Source organism: Halomonas urmiana (assembly GCF_005780185.1).
GTDB lineage: Bacteria > Pseudomonadota > Gammaproteobacteria > Pseudomonadales > Halomonadaceae > Halomonas > Halomonas urmiana.
This window is the reverse complement of record NZ_VBUI01000016.1, coordinates 82735-105832: the sequence shown is the minus strand read 5'-3', so window position 1 is coordinate 105832 and position 23098 is coordinate 82735. Positions and strand designations below refer to the sequence as shown.

At 63.4% G+C, this 23098-nt stretch carries 21 protein-coding genes; 7 read left to right on the top strand and 14 right to left on the bottom strand.

What is annotated here, in order from left to right; all coding sequences use genetic code 11:
* Positions 1 to 266 precede the first annotated feature (266 nt).
* Together pssA and ilvC are read right to left on the bottom strand one after the other, a co-directional pair.
* Positions 267 to 1103 carry a CDP-diacylglycerol--serine O-phosphatidyltransferase gene (pssA, locus tag FEI13_RS11620; protein WP_138181682.1) on the bottom strand — a complete coding sequence of 279 codons (837 nt, stop codon included), beginning with the start codon at positions 1101 to 1103 and terminating at the stop codon, positions 267 to 269.
* A gap of 168 nt (positions 1104 to 1271) precedes the next feature.
* Positions 1272 to 2324, bottom strand: coding sequence for a ketol-acid reductoisomerase (gene ilvC / locus FEI13_RS11615; protein WP_138181681.1), 1053 nt, complete (start codon positions 2322 to 2324; stop codon positions 1272 to 1274).
* 155 nt (positions 2325 to 2479) lie between these two features.
* On the opposite strand from ilvC, the gene ilvY reads away from it, so the two are divergent.
* Positions 2480 to 3367, top strand: coding sequence for an HTH-type transcriptional activator IlvY (gene ilvY / locus FEI13_RS11610; RefSeq protein ID WP_138181680.1), 888 nt, complete (start codon positions 2480 to 2482; stop codon positions 3365 to 3367).
* 79 nt (positions 3368 to 3446) lie between these two features.
* Here ilvY and ilvN read toward each other — a convergent pair whose 3' ends face one another.
* From ilvN to rluD, 5 genes are all read right to left on the bottom strand, one after another.
* Positions 3447 to 3938: an acetolactate synthase small subunit gene (gene ilvN / locus FEI13_RS11605; RefSeq protein WP_089852090.1), complete on the bottom strand. Its 492-nt coding sequence runs from the start codon at positions 3936 to 3938 to the stop codon at positions 3447 to 3449.
* Positions 3938 to 5662 carry an acetolactate synthase 3 large subunit gene (locus tag FEI13_RS11600; RefSeq protein ID WP_138181679.1) on the bottom strand — a complete coding sequence of 575 codons (1725 nt, stop codon included), beginning with the start codon at positions 5660 to 5662 and terminating at the stop codon, positions 3938 to 3940. Before FEI13_RS11600 ends, ilvN begins: the two co-directional genes overlap by 1 nt.
* A 541-nt stretch (positions 5663 to 6203) precedes the next feature.
* Entirely contained in the window at positions 6204 to 8786 is a 2583-nt protein-coding gene (gene clpB, locus FEI13_RS11595; protein ID WP_138181678.1) for an ATP-dependent chaperone ClpB, read from the bottom strand.
* A gap of 276 nt (positions 8787 to 9062) precedes the next feature.
* A complete protein-coding gene (gene pgeF, locus FEI13_RS11590; protein WP_138181677.1) occupies positions 9063 to 9818 on the bottom strand; it encodes a peptidoglycan editing factor PgeF in 756 nt (251 codons plus the stop codon).
* Positions 9819 to 9828: 10 nt separating this feature from the next.
* Entirely contained in the window at positions 9829 to 10788 is a 960-nt protein-coding gene (gene rluD, locus FEI13_RS11585) for a 23S rRNA pseudouridine(1911/1915/1917) synthase RluD (RefSeq protein WP_138181676.1), read from the bottom strand.
* Positions 10789 to 10913: 125 nt separating this feature from the next.
* On the opposite strand from rluD, the gene FEI13_RS11580 reads away from it, so the two are divergent.
* A complete protein-coding gene (locus FEI13_RS11580; protein ID WP_138181675.1) occupies positions 10914 to 11726 on the top strand; it encodes an outer membrane protein assembly factor BamD in 813 nt (270 codons plus the stop codon).
* Between the two features lie 152 nt (positions 11727 to 11878).
* Positions 11879 to 13726, top strand: coding sequence for a sensor domain-containing diguanylate cyclase (locus FEI13_RS11575; protein WP_138181674.1), 1848 nt, complete (start codon positions 11879 to 11881; stop codon positions 13724 to 13726).
* A gap of 29 nt (positions 13727 to 13755) precedes the next feature.
* On the opposite strand, the gene FEI13_RS11570 is transcribed toward FEI13_RS11575, so the two are convergent.
* The gene (locus FEI13_RS11570; protein ID WP_138181673.1) at positions 13756 to 15387 is read right to left on the bottom strand and encodes an NAD+ synthase; all 1632 of its coding nucleotides are present in this window, start codon (positions 15385 to 15387) and stop codon (positions 13756 to 13758) included.
* A gap of 101 nt (positions 15388 to 15488) precedes the next feature.
* Here FEI13_RS11570 and FEI13_RS11565 point away from each other — a divergent pair, with 101 nt between their 5' ends.
* The 4 genes from FEI13_RS11565 (at position 15489) to FEI13_RS11550 (ending at position 18261) form a co-directional block, all read left to right on the top strand.
* The gene (locus FEI13_RS11565) at positions 15489 to 15770 is read left to right on the top strand and encodes a PP0621 family protein (RefSeq protein WP_138181672.1); all 282 of its coding nucleotides are present in this window, start codon (positions 15489 to 15491) and stop codon (positions 15768 to 15770) included.
* Between the two features lie 209 nt (positions 15771 to 15979).
* On the top strand, positions 15980 to 16534 hold the full coding sequence (locus FEI13_RS11560; protein ID WP_138181671.1) for a GspH/FimT family pseudopilin: 555 nt from the start codon (positions 15980 to 15982) through the stop codon (positions 16532 to 16534).
* Positions 16535 to 16780: 246 nt separating this feature from the next.
* Positions 16781 to 17362, top strand: a complete 582-nt coding sequence (locus FEI13_RS11555; protein ID WP_138181670.1) for a hypothetical protein — start codon at positions 16781 to 16783, stop codon at positions 17360 to 17362.
* Between the two features lie 314 nt (positions 17363 to 17676).
* Positions 17677 to 18261, top strand: a complete 585-nt coding sequence (locus tag FEI13_RS11550; protein ID WP_138181669.1) for a hypothetical protein — start codon at positions 17677 to 17679, stop codon at positions 18259 to 18261.
* A gap of 243 nt (positions 18262 to 18504) precedes the next feature.
* On the opposite strand, the gene FEI13_RS11545 is transcribed toward FEI13_RS11550, so the two are convergent.
* The 6 genes from FEI13_RS11545 to ispH all read right to left on the bottom strand — a co-directional run bounded on the left by FEI13_RS11545 (position 18505) and on the right by ispH (position 22976).
* The gene (locus tag FEI13_RS11545) at positions 18505 to 19722 is read right to left on the bottom strand and encodes a pilus assembly PilX family protein (RefSeq protein ID WP_138181668.1); all 1218 of its coding nucleotides are present in this window, start codon (positions 19720 to 19722) and stop codon (positions 18505 to 18507) included.
* Positions 19723 to 19872: 150 nt separating this feature from the next.
* The gene (locus FEI13_RS11540) at positions 19873 to 20397 is read right to left on the bottom strand and encodes a PilW family protein (protein ID WP_138181667.1); all 525 of its coding nucleotides are present in this window, start codon (positions 20395 to 20397) and stop codon (positions 19873 to 19875) included.
* On the bottom strand, positions 20394 to 20837 hold the full coding sequence (pilV, locus tag FEI13_RS11535) for a type IV pilus modification protein PilV (RefSeq protein WP_138181666.1): 444 nt from the start codon (positions 20835 to 20837) through the stop codon (positions 20394 to 20396). The genes FEI13_RS11540 and pilV overlap by 4 nt, the downstream gene beginning before the upstream one ends.
* Positions 20824 to 21279 (bottom strand): GspH/FimT family pseudopilin, encoded by a 456-nt coding sequence (locus tag FEI13_RS11530; protein ID WP_158294541.1) that lies wholly within the window; start codon positions 21277 to 21279, stop codon positions 20824 to 20826. The genes pilV and FEI13_RS11530 overlap by 14 nt, the downstream gene beginning before the upstream one ends.
* A complete protein-coding gene (locus FEI13_RS19665; RefSeq protein ID WP_138181688.1) occupies positions 21276 to 21614 on the bottom strand; it encodes a type IV pilin protein in 339 nt (112 codons plus the stop codon). Before FEI13_RS19665 ends, FEI13_RS11530 begins: the two co-directional genes overlap by 4 nt.
* A 408-nt stretch (positions 21615 to 22022) precedes the next feature.
* Positions 22023 to 22976, bottom strand: coding sequence for a 4-hydroxy-3-methylbut-2-enyl diphosphate reductase (ispH, locus tag FEI13_RS11520; RefSeq protein ID WP_138181664.1), 954 nt, complete (start codon positions 22974 to 22976; stop codon positions 22023 to 22025).
* Positions 22977 to 23098: the final 122 nt, after the last annotated feature.

The following is a 23098-nucleotide window of genomic DNA, read 5'->3' as shown; positions in this document are numbered from 1 at the left end:
AGCACTTCTGCCACCAACACCGCCTGCAACGTTTGCCCGTTGCCGGCAGCGGATGCGTACTTTACGGATTTCCCCGGAACCGTGCAAGGCCTCGGCGAAGAAAAATGTCAGGCGCGTGTCGCGAGCGTGACGCGGCGGTGACGACCGGCTTATCCACAGCGCCTTCCTGCTACCGACGCCGCGACCGGGTGTGGATAGATCCTTTGTCCTTCAGAGACACGAACGCCCGCGCAGGGCGGGCGTTGTGGCGGGGCGAGTCTAACGGCTCAGCTGGCGGAGGGCGAGTGCTTCAGCTTGCGCATCAGTGCCATTACCGGCCCGGAGGCCACGTAGGCACCGAACAGCAGCAGCAGCATCACCGAGGGCTCGATGGAGATCACCACGAAGCCCAGCACGATAGCCAGCAGGAAGACGAAGGGCACCGGCCCCTTCAGGTCCACGTCCTTGAAGCTGTAGTAGCGGATGTTGCTGACCATCAGCACCCCGGCGGCGCCCACCACGAAGAGCATCAGCAGCTTGAAGCCGAAGGCATCGGCATCGAAGCTGTGGAAGGTCCAGACGCTGGCCGCCACCAGGGCCGCCGCCGAGGGGCTCGGCAGGCCGATGAACCACTTCTTGTCGACGCTGCCGATCTGCACGTTGAAGCGCGCCAGGCGCAGGGCGGCGCAGGCCACGTAGAGGAAGGCGACCACCCAGCCGGTCTTGCCGATATCCTGCAGGATCCAGATGAAGGCCACCAAGCCCGGCGCCACCCCGAAGGAGAGCATATCTGAGAGACTGTCGTACTCGGCACCGAAGTCGCTCTGAGTATTGGTCAGCCGAGCCACCCGACCGTCCAGGCCATCCAGCACCATGGCGATGAAGATGGCGATCGACGCGTTGGTGAAGTCGCCGTTGACGGCGGCCACCATGGCGAAGAAGCCGGAGAACAGCGCCGAAGTGGTGAACAGGTTGGGCAACAGATAGACACCCTTGCGACGAATCTTCTTGCCGCCCTCCTCGGCCTCCTCGATGACCTCCGATTCACGCACGAAGGTGCTCGCAAGATCCTCTTCGCCCGACTGACCTGGCTCATGCTCACTGCTGTGCGGATCCCGACTCATCTGTCTTTTCCATCGCCTTGGGTGTCATTCCATTCTACACACACCGTGACGAAACACTCACGGGGGCGCCGCTCTCCCTTTCCTCTCCCGATTGCTCTCCCCGGGGCCCGAACGCACCGAGGGCGCGGATGTCCGCGCCCTCGTGTCAGTCGAGACGGATCGCCGTGATCAGTTCTTCGACTTGTCGACCAGCTGGTTGGCGGCGATCCACGGCATCATGCCGCGCAGCTTCTCGCCGACCTGCTCGATCGGGTGCTCGGCGTTGAGTCGGCGACGCGCGGTCATCGAGGGATAGTTGGTGTTGCCCTCGTTGATGAACATCTTGGCGTACTCACCGGTCTGGATGCGCTTGAGCGCGTTGCGCATGGCCTCGCGAGACTGCTCGTTGATCACCTCGGTGCCGGTCACGTACTCGCCATACTCCGCGTTGTTGGAGATGGAGTAGTTCATGTTGGCGATGCCGCCCTCGTACATCAGATCGACGATCAACTTGAGCTCGTGCAGACACTCGAAGTAGGCCATCTCCGGCTCGTAGCCCGCCTCGGTCAGGGTCTCGAAGCCGGCCTTGACCAGCTCCACGGCGCCGCCGCACAGCACGGCCTGCTCGCCGAACAGGTCGGTCTCGGTCTCGTCCTTGAAGGAGGTCTCAATGATGCCGCTGCGCCCGCCACCGATGGCCGCCGCGTAGGAGAGCGAGAGCTCCTTGGCGTTGCCGGAGGCGTCCTGATGGATGGCGATCAGGTCCGGGATGCCGCCGCCACGCACGAACTCGGAGCGCACGGTGTGGCCCGGCGCCTTGGGCGCGATCATCACCACATCCAGATCCTGGCGCGGCTCGATCTGGTTGTAGTGGATGTTGAAGCCGTGGGCGAAGGCCAGGGTGGCGCCCTGCGCCAGGTTCGGCTCGATCTGGGTCTCGTAGATCGCCTTCTGGTTCTCATCCGGGGCCAGGATCATCACCACGTCGGCGCTCTTGCTGGCGTCCTCGACGGAGGCGACCTTGAGGCCGGCGGCCTCGGCCTTGGCGGCGGAGGAAGAGCCGGCGCGCAGGGCGACGGTGACATCGACGCCGGACTCCTTGAGGTTGTTGGCGTGGGCATGGCCCTGTGACCCGTAGCCCACGATGGCGACCTGCTTGCCCTGGATGAGAGAGAGGTCGCAATCCTTATCGTAGTAGACGCGCATGACGTGCTCCTGAAGCGAAAAGTAGTGTCGTTCGATGTTCGAGTTAACGTTCAGCGTTGATGGCCACCCGTGCCGTCTGTCGCGGCACTGGGATTCGATGCAGCCGATGGAGTCACCTTACGCCAGCGGCTGCGTTGCGTAAAACGCGATATTTGCAATGCCATGTGCCAATTTATGCAATAATGCCGACCATGGACATGCGCCCCCTCAAGCACTTCCTCGCCCTGGCCGAAACCCTGCACTTCGGCCGCGCCAGCGAGGCCTGCCACGTCAGCCCCTCGACGCTCTCGCGCACCATCCGCCAGCTCGAGGAGAGCCTCGGCGTCGCCCTCTTCGAGCGCGACAACCGCCACGTGGCGCTGACCCGCCAGGGTCGCACCTTCCAGGCCTATGCCCGAGAGGCCCTGGAGGAGTGGGAGGCCCTGCGCCAGTCGCTGATGAGCGAGGCGCGCACCCTGACCGGTGAGATCAGCATCTACTGCTCGGTGACCGCCAGCTACAGCTTCCTCTACGAACTGCTCAGCGAGTTTCGCACCCGCCATCCCGGCATCGAGCTCAAGCTGCACACCGGCGACCCGGCCCAGTCGCTGCAGCGGGTGCTGGCCGGCAACGAGGACATGGCGATCACCCCGCGGCCGCGCCAGTCTCCCGATGCGCTGGGCTTCAAGTCGCTGACCCGCTCGCCGCTGGTGTTCATCGCGCCCCACGCGGCCCACGACTGGATCCCGACCACACCCGAGTCGCCCTCGGCCGAGCAGTGGCGCGAGGTGCCGATGATCCTCTCCGAGGCCGGCCTGTCCCGCCAGTACAGCGATACCTGGTTTCGAGCACTGGGCGTGGCGCCGCGCATCTACGCTCAGGTGGCCGGTCACGAGGCGATCGTCAGCATGGTGGGACTGGGCTTCGGCCTCGGCGTGGTACCGCGTATCGTGCTCGACACCAGTCCGCTGGCGGAGCGGGTGCGGATCCTGCCGGTCAAGCCGGAGCTGCCCCACTATGACGTCGGCCTCTGCGTGCTCGAGCGCCGCCTGAAGAGCCCGCTGATCGCCGCCCTCTGGGACGAGGTCGCGGAGCGCTGAACCACCGCCCCTGAAGACACGAAGGCCGTCCCGAGGGGCGGCCTTCGTAGTCCGGCAGATGGCACTCTTGCAGGAAAAGCTACAGGGACAGGACCTTGTCGCCCCGGGCGATGCCCGAGACCCCGGTGCGCGCCACCTCGAGCAGCCCCACCGGCGCCATAGCCTGCAGGAAGGCATCCAGCTTGCCCGCATCGCCGGTGATCTGCACCGTGTAGAGGCTCGGCGTCACGTCGACGATCTGCGCGCGGAAGATGTCCACGGTGCGTTTCACCTCGTCGCGGGCCGCGCCCAGGGCCTTGACCTTGACCAGCATCAGCTCGCGCTCGATGTGGTTGCCCTCGGTCAGGTCCACCAGCTTGACCACGTCGATCAGCTTGTTGAGGTGCTTGGTGATCTGCTCGATCACCCGGTCGTCCCCGACGGTGGTCACGGTCAGCCGCGACAGGCTGGGGTCCTCGGTGGGCGCCACGTTCAGCGTTTCGATGTTGAAGTTGCGCTGCGAGAACAGCCCCACCACGCGAGACAGGGCGCCCGGTTCGTTTTCCATCAGAATCGAGATGATATGGCGCATCAGGTCCGCTCCGTCTTGGAAAGCAGCATGTCACGCATGGAGCCCAGGGGCACATGCATCGGATAGACGTGCTCGTGCGGGTCGACGAGAACATCGAGAAACACCAACTCGTGCTTGTCGGCAAAGGTCCTTTCCAGTGCCGGCTCGAGATCCGCCAGTGTCTCCACCCGCAGCGCGGTGAAGCCATATGCTTCGATCAACTGCTGGAAGTCGGGCAGCGACTCCATGTAGGAGTGCGCATGGCGGGACTTGTAGTTCAGGTCCTGCCACTGGCGCACCATGCCCAGCGAGGCGTTATTGAGGTTGACGATCTTCACGCCACCCCCGAACTGCTTACAGGTCGAGAGCTCCTGCATCATCATCTGGAAGCTGCCCTCCCCGGTCACGCAGATCACCTGCTCGTCGGGGAAGTTGTGCTTGATGCCCATGGCCGCCGGGAAGCCGAAGCCCATGGTGCCGAGCCCGCCGGAGGTGATGAAGCGATTGGGCTTGTCGAACTTGTAGTACTGGGCCGCGAACATCTGGTGCTGACCCACATCGGTGGTCACGTAGGCCTCGCCACGGGTCGCCCGGCACAGCGCCTCGATGACCTCCTGGGGCTTGATCGGCTCATCGGCCTTGGACGGCTCGTAGAGTTGGCCCTGGCGCTCCTCGCGCCAGCCGTCGATCTGCGTCCACCAGTCGGCCAGCGCCTCAGGATGGGCAATCTCCTTGCCCTGGACCAGGCTGATCATCTCGTTGATCACGCTGCCCGCCGGCCCGACGATCGGCACGTCGGCGCGCACCGTCTTGGAGATCGAGCTCGGGTCGATGTCGACGTGGACGATCTTGGCGGTGGGGCAGAACTTGGAGGTGTTGTTGGTGACCCGATCGTCGAAGCGGGCGCCGATGGCGATGATCAGGTCGGCATGGTGCATGGCCATGTTCGACTCATAGGAGCCGTGCATGCCCAGCCACCCCAGGCACTGCCGATCGCTCTGCGGATAGGCGCCGATGCCCATCAGCGTGGTGGTGATCGGATAGCCCAGCCGCCGCACCAGGTCGGTCAACCCCTCGCAGGCGTTGCCGGTGACCACGCCGCCGCCGGTGTAGAAGACCGGGCGCCGCGCCTTGAGCATCAGCTCCACGGCCTTCTTGATCTGACCGGTATGGCCGCGGGTGATCGGGTTGTACGAGCGCATCTTGACCTTCTTGGGGTAGACGTACTCGTAGCGTTCGGTGGGCGCGGTCATGTCCTTGGGAATGTCCACCACCACCGGACCGGGACGCCCGGTCGCGGCCAGGTAATAGGCCTTCTTGAGGACTTCGGGAATCTCGCTCGGATGCCTGATCGAGAAGCTGTGCTTCACGATCGGCCGGGTCACGCCGACGATGTCGGTCTCCTGGAAGGCGTCGTCACCGATCAGGTGGCTCATCACCTGGCCACACAGCACCACCATAGGAATCGAGTCCATGTAGGCGGTGGCGATGCCGGTGACGGCGTTGGTCGCCCCGGGTCCGGAGGTCACCAGCACCGTGCCGGGTTTGCCGGAGGCTCTAGCGTAGCCATCGGCGGCATGCGTGGCGGCCTGTTCGTGGCGCACCAGGATGTGCTTGACCTTGTCCTGACGAAACAGCGCGTCGTAGATGTGCAGCGCCGCCCCGCCGGGATACCCATAGATATATTCGACGCCCTCGTCCTGGAGGAAGCGGGCAATCATGTCTGCGCCGGAAAGCAGTTCCACAGATGTATCTCCCCTGGAGGTCTCGAGTGCGATCCGTGTCCGCCGTCGGGACACGAAGTCGAGTGCGGCGGTATGCCGCTGCCGGCCATGCCGGCACCTGATGCCAAACCCTGGCAGTAAGGGCCCTGTTGGGGCCTGCACTCTCATCACGGCGGATTGCCGCGTCGGGGCGTTGGCCAGGCCGGGCGGTTGGCCCGGACCCGGAAGTCCTTCGGCGGGTAGAGGCACTCGGCCTACCCTTCACGCGGGGATGGGGGGTGGCCCACTGGTATCCGCGCCCGTATCAGGAACGCTCAAGATTCCATTAGCATTGTTGACGTGTCAACCGCGGAAACCGCGTGAGTAGCCCATGAAGGGCCATTCGGCAAGGTGGTCGGCCATCCGGGCCACCACAAAAGAGCCCGTCCACTCGCGGGGAGGGACGGGCAAGGGGGTTACAGGACGCAACCTGAATCTCAGTATAGACCGCTGCCGCCCGGGCGACCGGGCGGCAAAGTAACGCTTTGTGGCGCCGTGTGACGCGGCTTTACGGCATGCGGCCTCAGCTCTGGAACGCCAACTGGTCGCCCTCCGCCTCGACGTGGATCACATCGCCGGGCGAGAACTTGCCGGCCAACAGGTCCTGGGCGAGCGGGTTCTCGATGCGGCTCTGAATCGCTCGCTTGAGTGGTCGGGCGCCGAACACCGGGTCGAAGCCCGCCTCGGCCAGCAGGGCCAGCGCCACCTCGCTGACCTCGAGGCGCAGGTCGTGCTCGGCCAGTCGTGCCCGCAGGCGGTCGAGCTGGATCTCGGCGATGGCCTGGATCTGCGCCTGGCCGAGGGCATGGAAGACCACCACCTCGTCGATGCGGTTGATCAGCTCGGGGCGGAAGTGGTCGCTCACCACCGCCATCACCATCTCCTTCATCTGGGCGTAGTCGGCGTCGTCGCCGCCCATGCGCTGGATGATGTCCGAGCCCATGTTGGAGGTCATCACGATCACGGTGTTGCGGAAGTCCACGGTGCGCCCCTGGCCGTCGGTGAGGCGGCCGTCCTCCAGCACCTGCAGCAGTATATTGAAGACGTCGGCATGGGCCTTCTCCACCTCGTCAAGCAGCAGCACCGAGTAGGGCTTGCGGCGCACCGCCTCGGTCAGGTAGCCGCCCTCCTCGTAGCCGACGTAGCCGGGAGGCGCGCCGATCAGCCGGGCCACGGAGTGCTTCTCCATGAACTCCGACATGTCGATGCGCACCATCGCCTCCTCGGTGTCGAAGAGGAAGTTCGCCAGCGACTTGCACAGCTCGGTCTTGCCCACCCCGGTCGGGCCGAGGAACAGGAAGGAGCCGTTGGGGCGATTGGGATCGGCGAGGCCCGCACGGGAGCGGCGCACCGCATTGGCCACGGCGGTCACCGCCTCGTCCTGGCCGATCACCCGCTCATGCAGCGCCTCCTCCATGCGCAGCAGCTTGTCACGCTCGCCCTCGAGCATCTTGGCCACCGGAATGCCGGTCCAGCGCGACACCACCTCGGCGATCTCCTCCTCGGTGACGTTGGAGCGCAGCAGCTGGTGCTTGGAAGTATCGGCCTCGGCCTCGCCGGCCTCGGCGATCTTCTTCTCCAGGCCGGGGATCACCCCATACTGGATCTCCGACATCCGCGCCAGGTCGCCCTGGCGGCGCGCCTGCTCCAGGTCGATGCGGGCCTTGTCGAGGGCGTCCTTGAACTGCGCCGCCCCCTGGATGCTGGCCTTCTCGGCCTTCCAGATCTCGTCGAGGTCGGCGTACTCCCGCTCGAGCTCGCCGATCTGCTCCTCGAGACTCTCGAGACGCTTCTTCGACGCCTCGTCGGTCTCCTTCTTGAGGTGCTCGCGCTCCATCTTCAGCTGGATCAGCCGACGATCGAGGCGATCCATCTCCTCGGGCTTGGAGTCGAGCTCCATGCGGATGCGCGAGGAGGCCTCGTCGATCAGGTCGATCGCCTTGTCGGGCAGCTGGCGGTCGGTGATGTAGCGGGTCGAGAGCTTGGCCGCGGCGATGATCGCGCCGTCGGTGATGTCGACGCCGTGGTGCACCTCGTAGCGCTCCTTGAGGCCACGCAGGATCGCCACGGTGTCCTCCTCGGAGGGCTCGTCCACCAGCACTTTCTGGAAGCGGCGCTCAAGGGCGGCGTCCTTCTCGATGTACTTGCGATACTCGTCGAGGGTGGTGGCGCCCACGCAGTGCAGCTCACCCCGGGCCAGGGCCGGCTTCAACATGTTGCCGGCATCCATGGAGCCCTCGGCCTTGCCGGCGCCGACCATGGTGTGCAGCTCGTCGATGAAGAGGATCACCCGGCCCTCCTCCTGAGCCAGCTCCTTGAGCACCGACTTGAGGCGCTCCTCGAATTCGCCGCGGAACTTGGCCCCGGCCAGCAGCGCGCCCATGTCCAGCGACAGCACGCGCTTGTCCTTGAGGCCCTCCGGCACCTCGCCATCGACGATGCGCTGCGCGAGCCCCTCGACGATGGCGGTCTTGCCGACGCCGGGTTCGCCGATCAGCACCGGGTTGTTCTTGGTGCGCCGCTGCAGCACCTGGATGGTGCGGCGAATCTCGTCGTCGCGCCCGATCACCGGGTCGATCTTGCCGCTGGCGGCGCGCTCATTGAGGTCCAGGGTGTACTTGGCCAGCGCCTCGCGCTGATCCTCGGCGTTGGGATCATCCACCGTCTCACCGCCGCGCACGCCGTTGACGGCGGTCTCCAGCGACTTGCGGGTCACCCCGGCCTGGGTCAGCAGCTTGGTCACCGCGCCGCCCATCTCCAGCGCGGCCAGCAGCACCAGTTCGCTGGCGATGTACTGATCGCCGCGCTTCTGGGCCTCGCGGTCGGTGAGGTTGAAGAGCTTGATCAGGTCGCGAGAGGGCTGCACCTCGCCGTCGAAGTTGGCGACCTTGGGCAGGTCGTCGAGATGGCCCATCAGGCCGTCGCGCAGCCGCGCGGCGTCGGCGCCGGCCTTCTGCACCAGCGCCTTGACGCCGGTATCGGTGGCCTCCAGCAGCGCCAGCAGCAGGTGGCCGGGTTCCAGCTGGTTGTGCCCGCGGCCCACGGCCAGGGACTGGGCATCGGCCACGGCGTTCTGCAGCTTGGCGGTGAACTTGTCGAATCGCATGGGGGATTCCTCCATCGGGATGGCGGCGCGTTCGGACGCGCCGCTTGGCCCTGTCAATGTGTCTTGAGGGCTTCAATGGAGTCAGCGTGGTCGGCTTTCAAGTCGCCGGCCAGGGAAAGGGCGCGACGAGTTGACGCTGATCAAGCGGCCAAGCGGCCAAGCGGCCAAGCGGCCAAGCGGCCAAGCGGCCAAGCGGCCAAGCCAGGATAGCTCGAAAGCGCAGAGAGCAAGCCGAGGGGGGTCTTGGCGCTTGCAGCTCGGCGCTCGGCGCTGCTTTCAGCGCAACCAGATCACGCTGGCCATTCTTCCCGTCTTGCCGTCGTCGCGGCGATGGGAGTAGAAGCGCGATTCGCAGGCGGTGCAGAAGTGGCCGCCGCTGATATGCGACACGCCGAGGCGCTCCAGGCGCAGCCGGGCGAGCTTATAGAGGTCGGCCATGTAGTGACCGAGCCGATAGGGACTCGGGTCGAAGGCCGCCTCGGCCTCGGGGTGCACGCCGACGAAGGCCTGTTGCACCTCGGGCCCGACCTCGAACTGGGCGTTGGAGATGGCCGGGCCCAGCCAAGCCATCAGCGCCTCCGGGGGCAGCCCCATCGCTCCAACCGTCGCCTCGATCACGCCGCCGGCGAGCCCGCGCCAGCCCGCATGGATGGCCGCCACGCGGGTGCCGTGGCGGTCGCAGAGAAAGATCGGCAGACAGTCGGCGGTGAGCACCACGCAGGCGTAGTCGCGGCTCATGGCCACGGCGGCATCCGCCTCGGGCCGAGCATCGGAGTAGGCCTGCTGCACCCGGGCGCCGTGCACCTGATCGAGCCACAGCAGCGGACGGTCGTCGCCGACCTCCTTCTCTAGCTGACGACGGCACAGCGCCACGTGATCCGGGTTATCGCCCACATGATCGGCCGCGTTGAAGGCGGCGAAGGCGCCCTGGCTGGGACCGGTCTCGCGGGTGGTGACGAAGGCCCCGACGTTCTCCGGAGCGGGCCAATCGGGCAGGATCGGCGTCGGGCGCAGGTCGAAGGTATCGCTCATCAGGGGGTCCTTAGCGCATGGTCTCGCCGTCTTCGCGCAGGAAGTCGAGCAGCATCAGCAGGTCGTCCGGCAGCGGTGCGCGGAAGGCCATCCGCTCGCCGCTTTCCGGGTGCACGAAGGCCAGCTTACGGGCATGCAGCGCCTGACGCGGGAATTCGCGCAGGATCTCCTTCAACTGATCGTCCGCGCCGGCCGGCAGCTTGAGACGCCCCCCATAGACGGGGTCGCCGATCAGCGGATAGCGCACGTGAGCCATGTGGACGCGGATCTGGTGGGTGCGGCCGGTCTCGAGTTTGCAGCGCACGTGGGTGTGGGCGCGAAAGCGTTCGACCACCCGATAGTGAGTCACCGCCGGCTTGCCCGAGGCGTTTACCGCCTGACGCTTGCGGTCGCGCGGGTGGCGGCCGATGGGGGCGTCCACGGTGCCGCCGGCGGTCATCACGCCGACCACCACGGCATCGTATTCCCGCGACACGCTGCGCGCCTGCAGCTGCTCGACCAGCGCCGTCTGGGCCGGCAGAGTCTTGGCCACCACCATCAGGCCGCTGGTGTCCTTGTCCAGGCGATGCACGATGCCCGCCCGGGGAATCGCCGCCAGCCCGGGAGCGTGGTGCAGCAGGGCGTTGAGCAGGGTGCCGTCGGGATTGCCGGCCGCGGGATGGACCACCAGGCCGGGCGGCTTGTCGATCACCAGCACCGCCTCGTCCTCGTACACCACCGTCAGCGGGATGTCCTCGGGCTCGAAGCGGGTGTCGTCCTCGATCTCGGCGGCGAGCGCCAGGGCCTCGCCACCGTAGACCTTGTCCTTGGGCTTGGCCGGCTGGCCATCGAGGGTCAGGGCGCCGCTCTTGATCCAGGACTTGAGCCGCTCCCGGGAAAAGTCGGCGAAGAGCTCGGCGGCGGCCTGGTCGAGGCGCAGGCCCGCCATGCGTTCGGGAACGCGGTGCTGGGCTTCGAGGGTCTGGGACATGGGTCGGAACGGGGCTCCGTGCGCACCGGGTGCGATGACTGCGTTTCGCCGCAAGGTGCTTTATAGTGGGCGGATATCGGCCGATTCTATCACGGCCGCCCGGGTTGTTAGACACGAGGATCACGATGCGCGTTATCACCTCCCCCGCTCGCCTGGCCGTTCTGATGCTGGCCGGCGCTCTGCTGGCTGGCTGTGCCGGCACCCCCGAGGAAGAGGAACTCGACGGCGTCGCCGAACGCCAGCTCTACGAAGAGGGACGCGAGGCCCTCGAAGAGAGCAGCTACACCACGGCGATCAACCGGCTCGAGGCCATCGACACCCGCTTCCCCTTCGGCGAGCACGCCCAGCAGGCCCAGCTGGAACTGATCTACGCCTACTACCAGACCGACGACTGGGAGAACGCCCGGGCCGCAGCGAGCCGCTTCATCCGCCTGCATCCGGATCATCCCCAGGTCGACTACGCCTACTACATGCGTGGCCTGGCCGCCTGGCAGGCGGGCCGCTTCAGCCTGGAGCGCCTGCGGGTGGTCGACATCTCCAAGCGTGACCTGGGCGCCACCCGCGACGCCTACGCCGACTTCAGCGAGCTGATCCAGCGCTACCCGAGCAGCCAGTACGCCCCGGACGCCCAGCAGCGCATCGTCTACCTGCGCAACGTGCTGGCGCGCCACGAGCTGCACGTGGCCGATTTCTACCTGCGCAAGGGCGCCTATCTCGCCGCCGTGGAGCGCGGCCGCTGGGTGCTAGAGCACTATCCACAGACAGAAGCCAGCCGCGACGCCCTGGCGACGATGGTCGAGGGCTACCTGGGCCTCGGCATGCGTGATCGGGCCCGCGAGACCCTGCAGGTGCTGATCGACAACGCCCCGAACCACGAGCGGCTGCGCGGCCGCACTTTCCAGCCGCAGCACGTCAAGGCCGAATCCCTCTCGGCCTGACCCCTGCGCCACGTCGTTGCCCCCCACCAACCGAGCTGGCGGGGGGCGGTTCGTTGAAGCCCGACGGTGCCCGGCAAGCACCGAACGGGTATCCTTGAAAAAATCCTAATGGTCGTACGCCCTACTCAACGGGACATGCCGCCCCGAGCCCCATGACGCCACCCCCCGCTTCATCATCGACGCGCAATATCCGTCGCCTTCACCTGCGCATCAGGTCCCTGGCCGCGCTGGGCATCCTGGCCACTGCCCTGCTGGCCGGACTGATCACCGCCCTGCCCTTCTATCATGCCGCGCGTAGCGGCATCGAACGTATCAGTCAGCTCAGCGCCGAGACCCAGGCGGAGGTCCTCCACCATCAGTTCAAGCGCTATCAGGATATTACCCGCCAGCTCAGCGGGCGCACGGAGATTCGCGACCGCCTCGCCGCCTATGCCCGCGGAGACATCTCGCGGCAAGCCCTATCGGATTTCACCACGCCCCGCCTGGCCGATGCCATGGCCCAGGCACCGGACATGGTCGGCCTGATCCGACAGGGCCCCGACGGCCAGGTCGTCTCGCGAATCGGCAAGACCCCGGCCGACGTGATGCCATCTCACGATCCGCAGGAAGGCTACCCCTGCCGACTCTACCTACTGGGGCAAAGGGACGTGCTGGTGCAAAGCTGCTCGCCGATCGTCACTCCTGAAGGAGAGCGCCTCGGCCGAGATATCGCCTTCTTTCAGGCCGAATCGCTGCTGGCCCTGCTGGCCAATACGCAGCGCTTCGGCGAAGGCGCCAAGGTGCGGCTGCGCACCAACAGCGGCCAGCAGACGCTCATGCTGGGACCGGAGGGGCCAGTCATCAGTCGCTTCGATTCCCTGGACAGCCGCGAGGAGACGGTTCAAGTCACCCTCGAGGCCGCCCTGGGGGATCGGGGCTGGGAACTGCTGGTGGCGGTGCCGTCACAACGCTTTCACAACGAGGCCCTGCAGCTACTGCTGTGGCCAGCGCTGGCCATCCTCTTGCTGGCACTGGGAGGCACCTGGGTGGTCAGCAGTGCCCTGCACCCCCTGCTGGCTCGGGTGGACAGGCAGGCCCGTGAACTGGAAGCCTCGGGGCAGAAACTTCGCCTGGCCGCCAGCGTCTTTCGCAGCGCTCACGAGGCGATCGCCATCACCAGCCCAAGCCATACCATCATCGATGCCAACCCGGCCTTTGCCAGCCACCTGGGCTACGCCGCTCGGGCACTGATCGGGCGGCCGATGAAGGCCCTGCTGGCCTGGCACACCGACTGCTCAGCGTGGCTGAAACATGGCCTGAAACACCTGGAAGAAAACGGGACCTGGCAGGGCGAGGTCCGCTACCGCTGCGCCAATGGCGATATCCTGGTAGCGCTACAGACCGTCAGTGCCGTACGCAACGGCGACGGCGAAACGCTGCGCTATATCCACATCTTCAACGACGTCACCGAGCAGAGAGCCGCCGAGGAGGTGGTGCGCCACCAGGCGCTTCACGATGAGCTCACCGGCCTCTCCAACCGCGCCCAGCTGGAGCAGCACCTGGAGCGTGCCATTCGCCAGTCGCGCCTCACCGGCAAGCCGTTGGCGGTCCTCTTCATGGACCTGGATCACTTCAAGGAGGTCAACGACACGCTCGGCCACCAGGCAGGAGACAGGCTCCTGCAGGCCGTCAGCGAACGCCTGCAGGCCAACCTGCGCGCCGAGGACATGCTGGCGCGGCTGGGCGGCGACGAGTTCGTGATCGTGGTGGCCCCCATCCAGGCGGTGGATAACGCCGCCAGGGTGGCCTCCAATGTGGTCGAGGCGCTGACAACCCCCTTCGTTATCGGGGACACGCCGGTGACGATCGGCGTCTCGGTGGGCGTCGCCATTTTCCCGGCAGACGGCAGCGATGGCGACAGCCTGCTCCAGGCCGCCGACGCGGCGATGTACCGCGCCAAGACCTCCGGGCGCAATACCTGGCGCTTGTGCTCACCACCCGCGGCCCTGCACAACCCCTGAGAAATGGCCCCCGGGTCAATCTGCCCGCTTCAGTCTCCCGGCTGCCAGCCGTTGACGATGGGATAGCGGCGATCGCGGCCGAAGCCGCGGCGGGTGACGCGCACCCCCACCGGGGCCTGGCGGCGCTTGTACTCGCAGCGATCCACCAGCTTGACCACCTTGTAGACGTCATCGCGGTCGAAGCCCGCCGCGATGATCGCCTCGGCGCTCATATCGCCTTCGATGTAGCGCACCAGGATGGCGTCGAGCACGTCGTAGTCCGGCAGGCTGTCGCTGTCCTGCTGGTCGGGGGCCAGCTCGGCGGAGGGCGGCCGCTCGATGACCCGCTCGGGGATCGCCGGCGACTCGGTGTTGCGCCAGCGGGCCAGGCGATAGACCCAGGTCTTGTAGACGTCTTTGATGGCGTTGTAGCCGCCGACCATGTCGCCGTAGAGGGTGGCATAGCCGACTGCCATCTCGCTCTTGTTGCCGGTGGTCAGCACCATCAGGCCCTTCTTGTTGGAGATCGCCATCAGCAGCACGCCACGGCAGCGCGACTGCAGGTTCTCCTCGGTGGTATCGCGCGCGGTGCCAGCGAAGCTCTCGGAGAGGGTCGTCATGAAGGCCTCGACCATCGGCTCGATGGGTAGCACCTCGTAGTCGACCCCGAGCAGCTCGGCCTGCTCGGCGGCGTCCTGCTTCGAGATGTCCGCCGTGTAGTGGTAGGGCATCATCACCGCGTGGACCCGCTGGGGCCCCAGGGCATCGACGGCGATGGCCAGCGACAGCGCCGAGTCGATGCCGCCGGAGAGCCCCAGCACCACGCCCTCGAAACCGCTCTTGTTGACGTAGTCGCGAAGCCCGGTGACCAGCGCACAATAGAGGTTCTCTTCCGGCGCCACCTCGGGCTCGGTCTCGCCGGCGCGCGGCACCCAGCGCCCCTGCTCGCGCACGAAGGCGACCGGCATCAGGCCCACCGCCCAGTGCGGGGCCTGGACCATCAGCTCGCCCTGGGCATCGACGCAGGCCGAGCCGCCATCGAAGACCAGCTCGTCCTGGCCGCCGATCTGGTTGACGTAGACGATGGGCCGCTCCACCTCGCGGGCCCGCGCCTCGAGCAGTGCCAGCCGCTCCGCGGGCTTGTCCTGGTGGAACGGCGAGGCGTTCAGGGTGACGAGGATCTCGGCGCCGGCGTCTCGCGCCTGGTACACCGGCGCCTCGCTCCAGATGTCCTCGCAGATCAGGATGCCGAGCTTGGCGCCCTTGTGCTCGATCACCAGCGGCTGGCTGCCGGTGGCGAAGTAGCGCTGCTCGTCGAACACCTCGTAGTTAGGCAGCGCCTGCTTGGCGTACTCGCCGAGCCACTCGCCGTTGTAGAGCACGCCGGCCAAGTTCCAGTTCTGCCCCTCCCGACGCCCCGGATAGCCGACGATGACCATGACGTCGCGGGCCATCTTTTCGGCCATGCGGGCGCGGGCGTGGCGCAGGCGGGCCTCCATGGAGGGCCGCAGCAGCAGGTCTTCCGGCGGATAGCCGGTCAGGAAGAGCTCGGGCAGCACCACGATATCGGCACCATGCTCGATGCGTGCCTCGCGTACCGTCTCGATGGCGAGGTCGGCATTGCCGGGAACGTCACCGACCAGCGGGTCGAGCTGCGCCATCACCAGGGTCAGGTCTTGCATGGGCTTGGAAATCTCTCGAGAATCGATGGATAGTCGCCATTGTCCCGCAAGGGCGGCCGAGTGGCAAAGCCGGCCACCCCTACCAGGGAGACTCACAAGGAATGAACCTGTTGCTGATTCGCCTGATCATCTTCGCCGTGCTGTTCTTCGCCGGCCTGAAGCTCTACCGCATGTATCGCGAATGGAAACTGGACCGGGAAGGCCCCCAGCAAGAGGGCGAGGCGTCGGGCAACCGCATGGTGCGCTGCCGCTGGTGCCAGGTGCACCTGCCCGAGGACGACGCCCTGCGCGAAAAGGGCGATTGGTTCTGCTCCGGCGACCACCGGGACAAGTACCTTTCAGAACAACACGAAGAGCAGCGAGAGCAGAACAAGGACGACTAGGGGCCAGCCAGGCCGGTTGCTGGCTCTGTTCTCCGACCGCGATCGGCCGCTCTCCCAGCGACGACAAGAGCGCCACAAGGCGAGGAACACGCTGCCCTCGTCCTTCTTCTGGCGCACAACGCCTGTACGATATCGCCTACGGCGGAGATAGCCCGCCCGGCTAGCCTGAAGAGTGACCCCACCGCTCAGGCCATCGCCGGGAGAGCATCGTGCACCCTGTCGTCCGCGTCTATTTGTCCCCTTCGCATGCTTCTTGGTCTTCTCGTCAGCGCGGGCTGACGCTGATCGAGCTGCTCGTCGCCATCGCCGTGCTCGTCATTATCGCAACGATCGGTCTTCCTAACTTCCAGCAGTTCACGGCAAGAAATGAGGTGGCGGCCGAGGTGATGCGGATCAAGACGGCATTGGCGCTGACCCGCAGCGCGGCCATTACCCGCCGCACCACCGCCACCCTCTGCCCCTCCCTCGACATGACCCACTGCCAGATCAGCAACAATGCCGAGGGAGACGCCTGGCGGGCCTCGCTGGCCGTCTTCGAGGGTCAAGGCGAGACAGGGGATACGCTGCTGCGCACCTTCGGCGAGAGCCGGCTGCCCTCCTTGACCTATCGCAACGATGATCGACCGGTGCGCTACAAGGCACTGGGTCGCTCCGGGGGTCATAACGGTACATTCCGCCTCTGCGGACGACTGGATGAAGGCGCCAGCATCATCGTCAACAACGTCGGCCGCGTCCGCGTGGAGTCCGACCGACCCGAGTGCTAAGCGACGCGAAAGCCCCAACCGGGACACTCCGCGAACCGGATAGCCAGCCATGGGGGCTGGCCTATGCCCGTCAATGACGTGGGTAGCGCCATGGCCTATCATCTTCGAGCACGGAAGTTCGCGGCCAGCGAGGTAGCTGCCCCCTTCCCACAGGACAAGGGTTAGGAGGACAGTACCTTCGTGCGCTGCGGTACGCAGCGCACGAAGGTACTCTCGCTCATCGTCCTGGAAGCTGCCAGCCCCCATATGATTCGCAACCTCTTCAAGAAGGCACCGCTCAAGGCCTGGGTCATCAAGCAGATCGACCCTGAGACCCTGCACCTGTGCGGCCAGGGGATACTGGAATCGACCGAGAAACCCAAGCAGGTACGACAGGCGCTTCATTTCGAGCAGTACCAGGGCGGGGTGCGCATGGGCGATACGGGCATCGTACTCAACACCCGTCGCCTTGCCGCCGTGGTACCGCTTCATCGTCTCAGGCTGGTAGAGGGCGGCCGGGAGGCGGAGTGGCAAGGGCGCAGCTGGACCATTTCCCAGGTACCGCAGCGCTGCTGGGACTACGACGGCCGCCTGGTCACCCAGAAGAATCCGATATCGGACTCCCCGGCGCTGATTAGTACGGAAGATGTCTCGTGCCTCGGCCAGTACATCAACCGCGACGGCACACCGCCAGGCGAGGTGGTGTTCCGGCCCGTCAATGCCCTGGAAGATCCACTGCAGGACACGCAGGCGGCGATCAAGGACGTGCGGGAACGGCGCAAGCGGACCAAAAAAGGGTGGCGGGAAGATGGCTCCTGGGGGCCACTTGGCGAGCCGCCGGAGGAGTGATCTGTTGGTTGCTGTCAACGGCAATGGAGAAAGGTTCTTCGACTTCGGCTCGCGAAAGGAGGCCGGGGGCCTCCCCGGCAATAGGCAATCGGGTCGAGCGCGCTTCGGCGCCCGTGAGTTAATGAGATCCTGTCCCTAGTTGTCCGTCAGTGACGCGAATAGCGCCATGGGGTAACCTTGATCGTCGAGCCTCAGCATAACCATTCGGCGTGTTGCGGTTCGACCCGTCGACCGGCATGTAAGCATGCCCCTCGGCCTCGCTTCGACACGCTGCATGCCCACGCTGTCACCGATATGGACGTCACCCGCCCCACATGATGCGCACTCTCTTCAAGAAGACACCGATCAAGGCCTGGGTCATCAAGCAGGTCGACGACGACGGTATATTGCACCTATGCGGTCAGGGGGTGCTGGAATCGAGCGATAAGCCCAGACGTGTGCAAAAAGCGCTTGAGGCCGGGCGCTATCAAGGCGGGGTGCGCATGGGCGATACGGGCATCGTGCTCAACTCCCGTCGCCTTGCCGCCGTGGTACCGCTTCATCGTCTCAGGCTGGTCGAGGATGGCCGGGCGGCGGAGTGGCAAGGGCGGAGCTGGACCGTTTCCCAGGTACCGCAGCGCTGCTGGGGTTACGACGGCCGCCTGGTCACCCAGAAGAATCCGATGTTGGACTCCCCGGCGCTGATCAGCACGGAAGATGTCTCGCGCATCCGCCAGCACATCAACCGCGACGGTGCACCACCGGCCGAGGTGGTGTTCCGGCCCGTCAATGCCCTGGAAGACCCACTGCAGGACACTCGAGCAGCGATAGAAGACGTGCAGGAACGGCGCAAGCGTTCCCGCAAGGGGTGGCGAGAAGATGGGACATGGGGACCGCTAAAGGAGACGTCGGAAGAGTGATCTGTTGGTAACGCTAAGGGAATGAAGAAAAGGCAATGAGGGTCTGTCCCTCATTCCCCAAACAGATGGGGTTCGTGGAGCGCTTACCCTTCAGGAGGAGGTCAGGGGGCAGGCTTTATACAACGGATAGCCGTAGTTCGTGGGGATCCGTCAGGGTCTGTCCCTCATTGGCATTCTCATTGGCCCCGCTTGGAACTTGAGGCCGCCCTCCCTAATCGCTCCTTGTAATTAAACCTTCACACACTACTTCCAAGTAGTAATTTTAAATTTATCACTTGTGCCGCCTGAACCTTCAACACCGTCCCAGCCAACAAAATCTTTAATAGCCTCAGAACTATAGAAAATACTCGGATTACCGCTTCCGCCATAACCAAAGTCCTCTCCAACAACCGCACCGACTATAGTAGAAGTTCCGCCAGACTGAATACTACTTTCGATTTTAACTCCATAATCATCAATGCCAGTAATCATCAAAACTAACCCGGAAAACTTGTCAGAACCACCTAGATCCAAGATACCCCCTTCAAGAACGACAACACCTGAACTTGAATTTGGAGTAACCGTGTCACCAGGCCCTGCGTAAAAAAAATTATCAGGGATATTTCCCGATTTAGCGATTTCTAGAGCATTAGCAATGTCTTTAGAAATTCTCTCTTTAGATTCATCCCAAGTATCACTAATACGACCAGCATATTCATTATAATCTTCTGGCGAGTATATTTGCTCACCGACCATAGCGTCCTTATCATCTTTCTTATCTTTCTTATCTTTCTTATCATCTCCTGGACGACTGCTTACACTCCCCCCGTCTGGCATGAGAATAGAAGCAACATCATTCCCATCGGGATTGGGTTCAGGTTTATGAGAGCCAGTTATTTTTCCTTTTTCAAACCTGTCAGTACCATCAACAGAGGGACCAGACTTCCCACTACCTGGAATAAACGAACATCCACCGTCATCGCGCGACTTAATACAAGTAAGGGCAGCATCTACACCAGATATAATACCACCACCTGCCTCAACCTCGACCTCAACAACAACAGGCTCACTTACCGAAACTGCACCATCATCAACACCACCCATTGCAACAATATAGTACTCACTACCAACCAGGACATTACGATAGTAACAACTCACATTCTCACAGCCAGCCGCTACACTAGCCTGACCGCCAAAACCATTATCATCACCATCATTTTCAAAATCTTCCCAGCTTATGCTCTTAAGATCATCAAGACCAAGCGATGTTCCTGAAAAACTAGCCTTTCCACTCTCCACAGCAGCCTGAAATCCTTCTGAAGCAGCTTCTTCTGCCCCCATCTGCGCTACGGACTGTGCTTTATAATTCCCCGCAAGTCGCTCATCAATCTGCGAGGACTGCATGCTGGACAGGCCGACCATCAGCGAGATGGTCAAAAGCGAGAGGACGACTATCAGCGCTGCGCCTTTTTGATTTCTCATAACAGTCTCCACCTATTACATCTCCTTGGCTTATACTTATCTGCACCGTTATAACAGGAATCGTCATACATACGGCTACCATCTTGATGAAATCTTGGGTTTTCCGCGTCTGGCGTTGTTGCTGGATTGCCACCGCCGTCGTCGCCACCATTAACCACCGTTACCGCCAACCGCAGCAGTACGATTAACCGCAAGGAACGACAAGGACTCAGGACTACCAGCACCCTCATCTGTTGGCAAAAGCGTGAACGTAATCAGGACGCCATAGTTACCCACAGGCGACACACTAAAACCACTCTCAGCAAAGCCACCGACAATTTCTTGTGAACCGCCGCCATCGCAATCAACTTGTAGCAAGTGGTTATTTCCACTGCTAGCCAAGCTGTATGTCTTGGTCACCAAAGTTCCAGCCGCGCCTGGGCAATCACTGCGATTAGGCACTTTCACTGCCAAATCAGCCCCCCCCGCTGGCACCGTCCAATCAGCTCTGCGCACGTCTCGAATCAATGTTTCAACAGCAAAATTTACAGCTGCCTGTTTTTCACTCAGCGTCTCGACCTGACGGTTGGTCTGAAAAACCGTGAGAAAAAGCTGCCCGGCGCCCAAGATGATAATCAGGCCAATCACCATGGCGACCATCAGTTCGACAAGGGAAAAGCCATAGCTTCGTTTCATGGGGCACTCCTTGGCAACCTAACGGAATAAGAAAAACCTGAAAAATCTTCTCCGTCAAACCTTCCATCATCCCAATCCACAGTAATGCTAAATTCGCAATCAGGATTTGCTTGGCTATCCGGCGGACTCACGCTGCTAGAAGCTGAAAAACTGAGAAGGTACCCCCCCCACGCATCATCCCAAGAGGGAACATTGCCATCTTTCTTTTTCGCCTCACTCCATTGTGGACAAGAGCCACCATCTGCCAACTGAGCCCAAAGCCTCTCCTGCGCATCCTGTGCCGCCAGTGACCCAATGGAGCGCTGATAGGCAGCATGTGCTCCCTGCAAGGACTTAAGCTGCATAGCGGCTACACCCAGCATGCCAATGGAAAGCACCAGCAGGGCGACAAGAGCCTCTATCAAGGTGAAGCCCTGTGAACTCCACTCACTTTTTGTCATCAACTACGCTCCCGCTTACCCTGCCTAACGAATTGATGCTAAACTTCCTAGCGTTGACCCTATCGGCATCATCTTTGAGCTTGATGACACAAGGTGAGCAGCCAGGGGCTCTGCCCAAAGCATTGAAGACTACCTTGCTTTTTTCCAAAGTTGTCTTACCATCTCGTGCTCGTCCCACCCTAAGAGAATCATCAGGGCTAGAGATGTAAATTGAATACCTCCAGGGCTGATCATTCGTTATCTCAAAAGCAATATCAGCCCGCCGCTTGATCGCCTCACTTCTCGCATAATTAAATCCGGAAAGTATTTTATTGTAGTCTACCGCCATACGATTCGTAGCCATCAGCTGCTGAAAACCTGGAATCGCTACGGTTGCCAATATAACCAGAACTGCCAGCGTTACTAGCAACTCAATCAGTGTAAAACCACTGAAATTTTTCACCAACAAGTCTCCGGCTCTCTTTTTCCTGCATTATCTAAACTAATATCTCCGCAGCTATCTTCTTTCTGCCCGCCTTGAGGCTCGGCCAACAGGTCATATGTAGTAGCGCCTTCCACAGGTACGCCTGAAAATTTATAAAAATCAGTGTTCGCGAGGACGTCACCAACTCCCGAACATTTACCATAGTTATTATTGGCTGTGTAACATCGCTCGAGAATGCTAGCTGCTTCCATTAAAGTCGCTTGAGCATCTGCTCGCCGTGCATCCCTTACATAGTTCTGATAACTGGGAATCGCAATCGACGCCAGAATCCCGATGATAGCCACGGCAATCATCAGCTCGATCAGCGTAAAGCCGGCGCTGCGCCGGGTGCTGCCTGAGGGGCTCTGGGGCCTGGATCGGGGATCTGTGAAGGTCACGCCGTGCGTCTCCCTAGGAGTCAAGGCATTTGTTTCAGTATGTATCAAGATGTGGCGTTGCGATAGAGACCTAGGTCGAAAACCTGACACACATGAGCAATGGCTTACAGTTTAGTTAGCACGGCCAGAGCAGATAGGAGAGGCGCGACCACGCCAAGGGCAAGGAACGCCATGCCATCGCTGCGCGATGGATCGCGCTGCAAGCCGGAACGCCGGACCGAGCGCTCCCACAAGGTCAATCCAGCCAATGATGCTGCTACAGAAATAATGCCGCCGCCAGGTCTCTGACGGCGGCGTTTCTGTCTCGGCGCGGGGAAGGGTTCGCTACTCGCTGGCGATGACCCGCTCGCGTAGCTCCCGCGGCATGGAGAAGGTGATGGTCTCCTCGCGGCCGGCGAGCTCCTCGGGGGCGGTGGCGCCCAGGGCCTTGAGGCGCTCGATCACGCCCTCGACCAGCACCTCGGGGGCGCTGGCGCCGGCGGTCACGCCGATGGCGCCCACGCCCTCGAGCCAGGCCGGGTCGACCTGATCGGCGCTGTCGATCAGGTAGGCCGGGGTACCGACCCGCTCGGAGAGCTCGCGCAGGCGATTGGAGTTGGAGCTGTTGGGGCTGCCCACCACCAGCACCAGGTCGGCGTCGGCGGCCAGTTCGCGCACCGCGTCCTGGCGGTTCTGGGTGGCGTAGCAGATGTCGTCCTTGCGCGGCCCCTCGATCTCGGGGAACTTGGCGCGCAGGGCGTCGATGACCCGGGCGGTGTCGTCCATGGAGAGCGTGGTCTGGGTGACGAAGGCGATCCGGCTCGGGTCCTTGACCTCGAGCTTGGCGACGTCCGCCTCGTCCTCGACCAGGTAGATCTGCCCGCCATAGGAAGTGTCATAGCGCCCCATGGTGCCTTCCACCTCGGGATGCCCCTCGTGGCCGATCAGGATGCACTCCTGGCCGCGACGGGCGTAGCGCAGCACCTCCATGTGTACCTTGGTGACCAGCGGGCAGGTGGCATCGAACACCTTGAGGCCGCGCTGCTCGGCCTCCAGCTGCACGGCACGGGAGACCCCGTGGGCGGAGAAGATCACGATGACGTCGTCGGGTACCTCGTGAAGCTCCTCGACGAACACCGCGCCCCGCTCGCGCAGGCTGTCCACCACGAAGCGGTTGTGCACCACCTCGTGGCGCACGTAGATCGGCGGACCGAAGACGTCCAGCGCACCGTTGACGATCTCGATGGCGCGGTCGACGCCGGCACAGAAGCCGCGGGGGTTGGCCAGTTTGATCTGCATGGGTATCTGCCTTGATGCGTCAGGGGCATCTGCCTGGGATAAGAAGGAAAGCGCGGAGTTCCGTCGCGAGCGAAGAGAGGCTGGTTGCCGCCGGAGCACAGTCACCGGAATGTAGCCTGCTA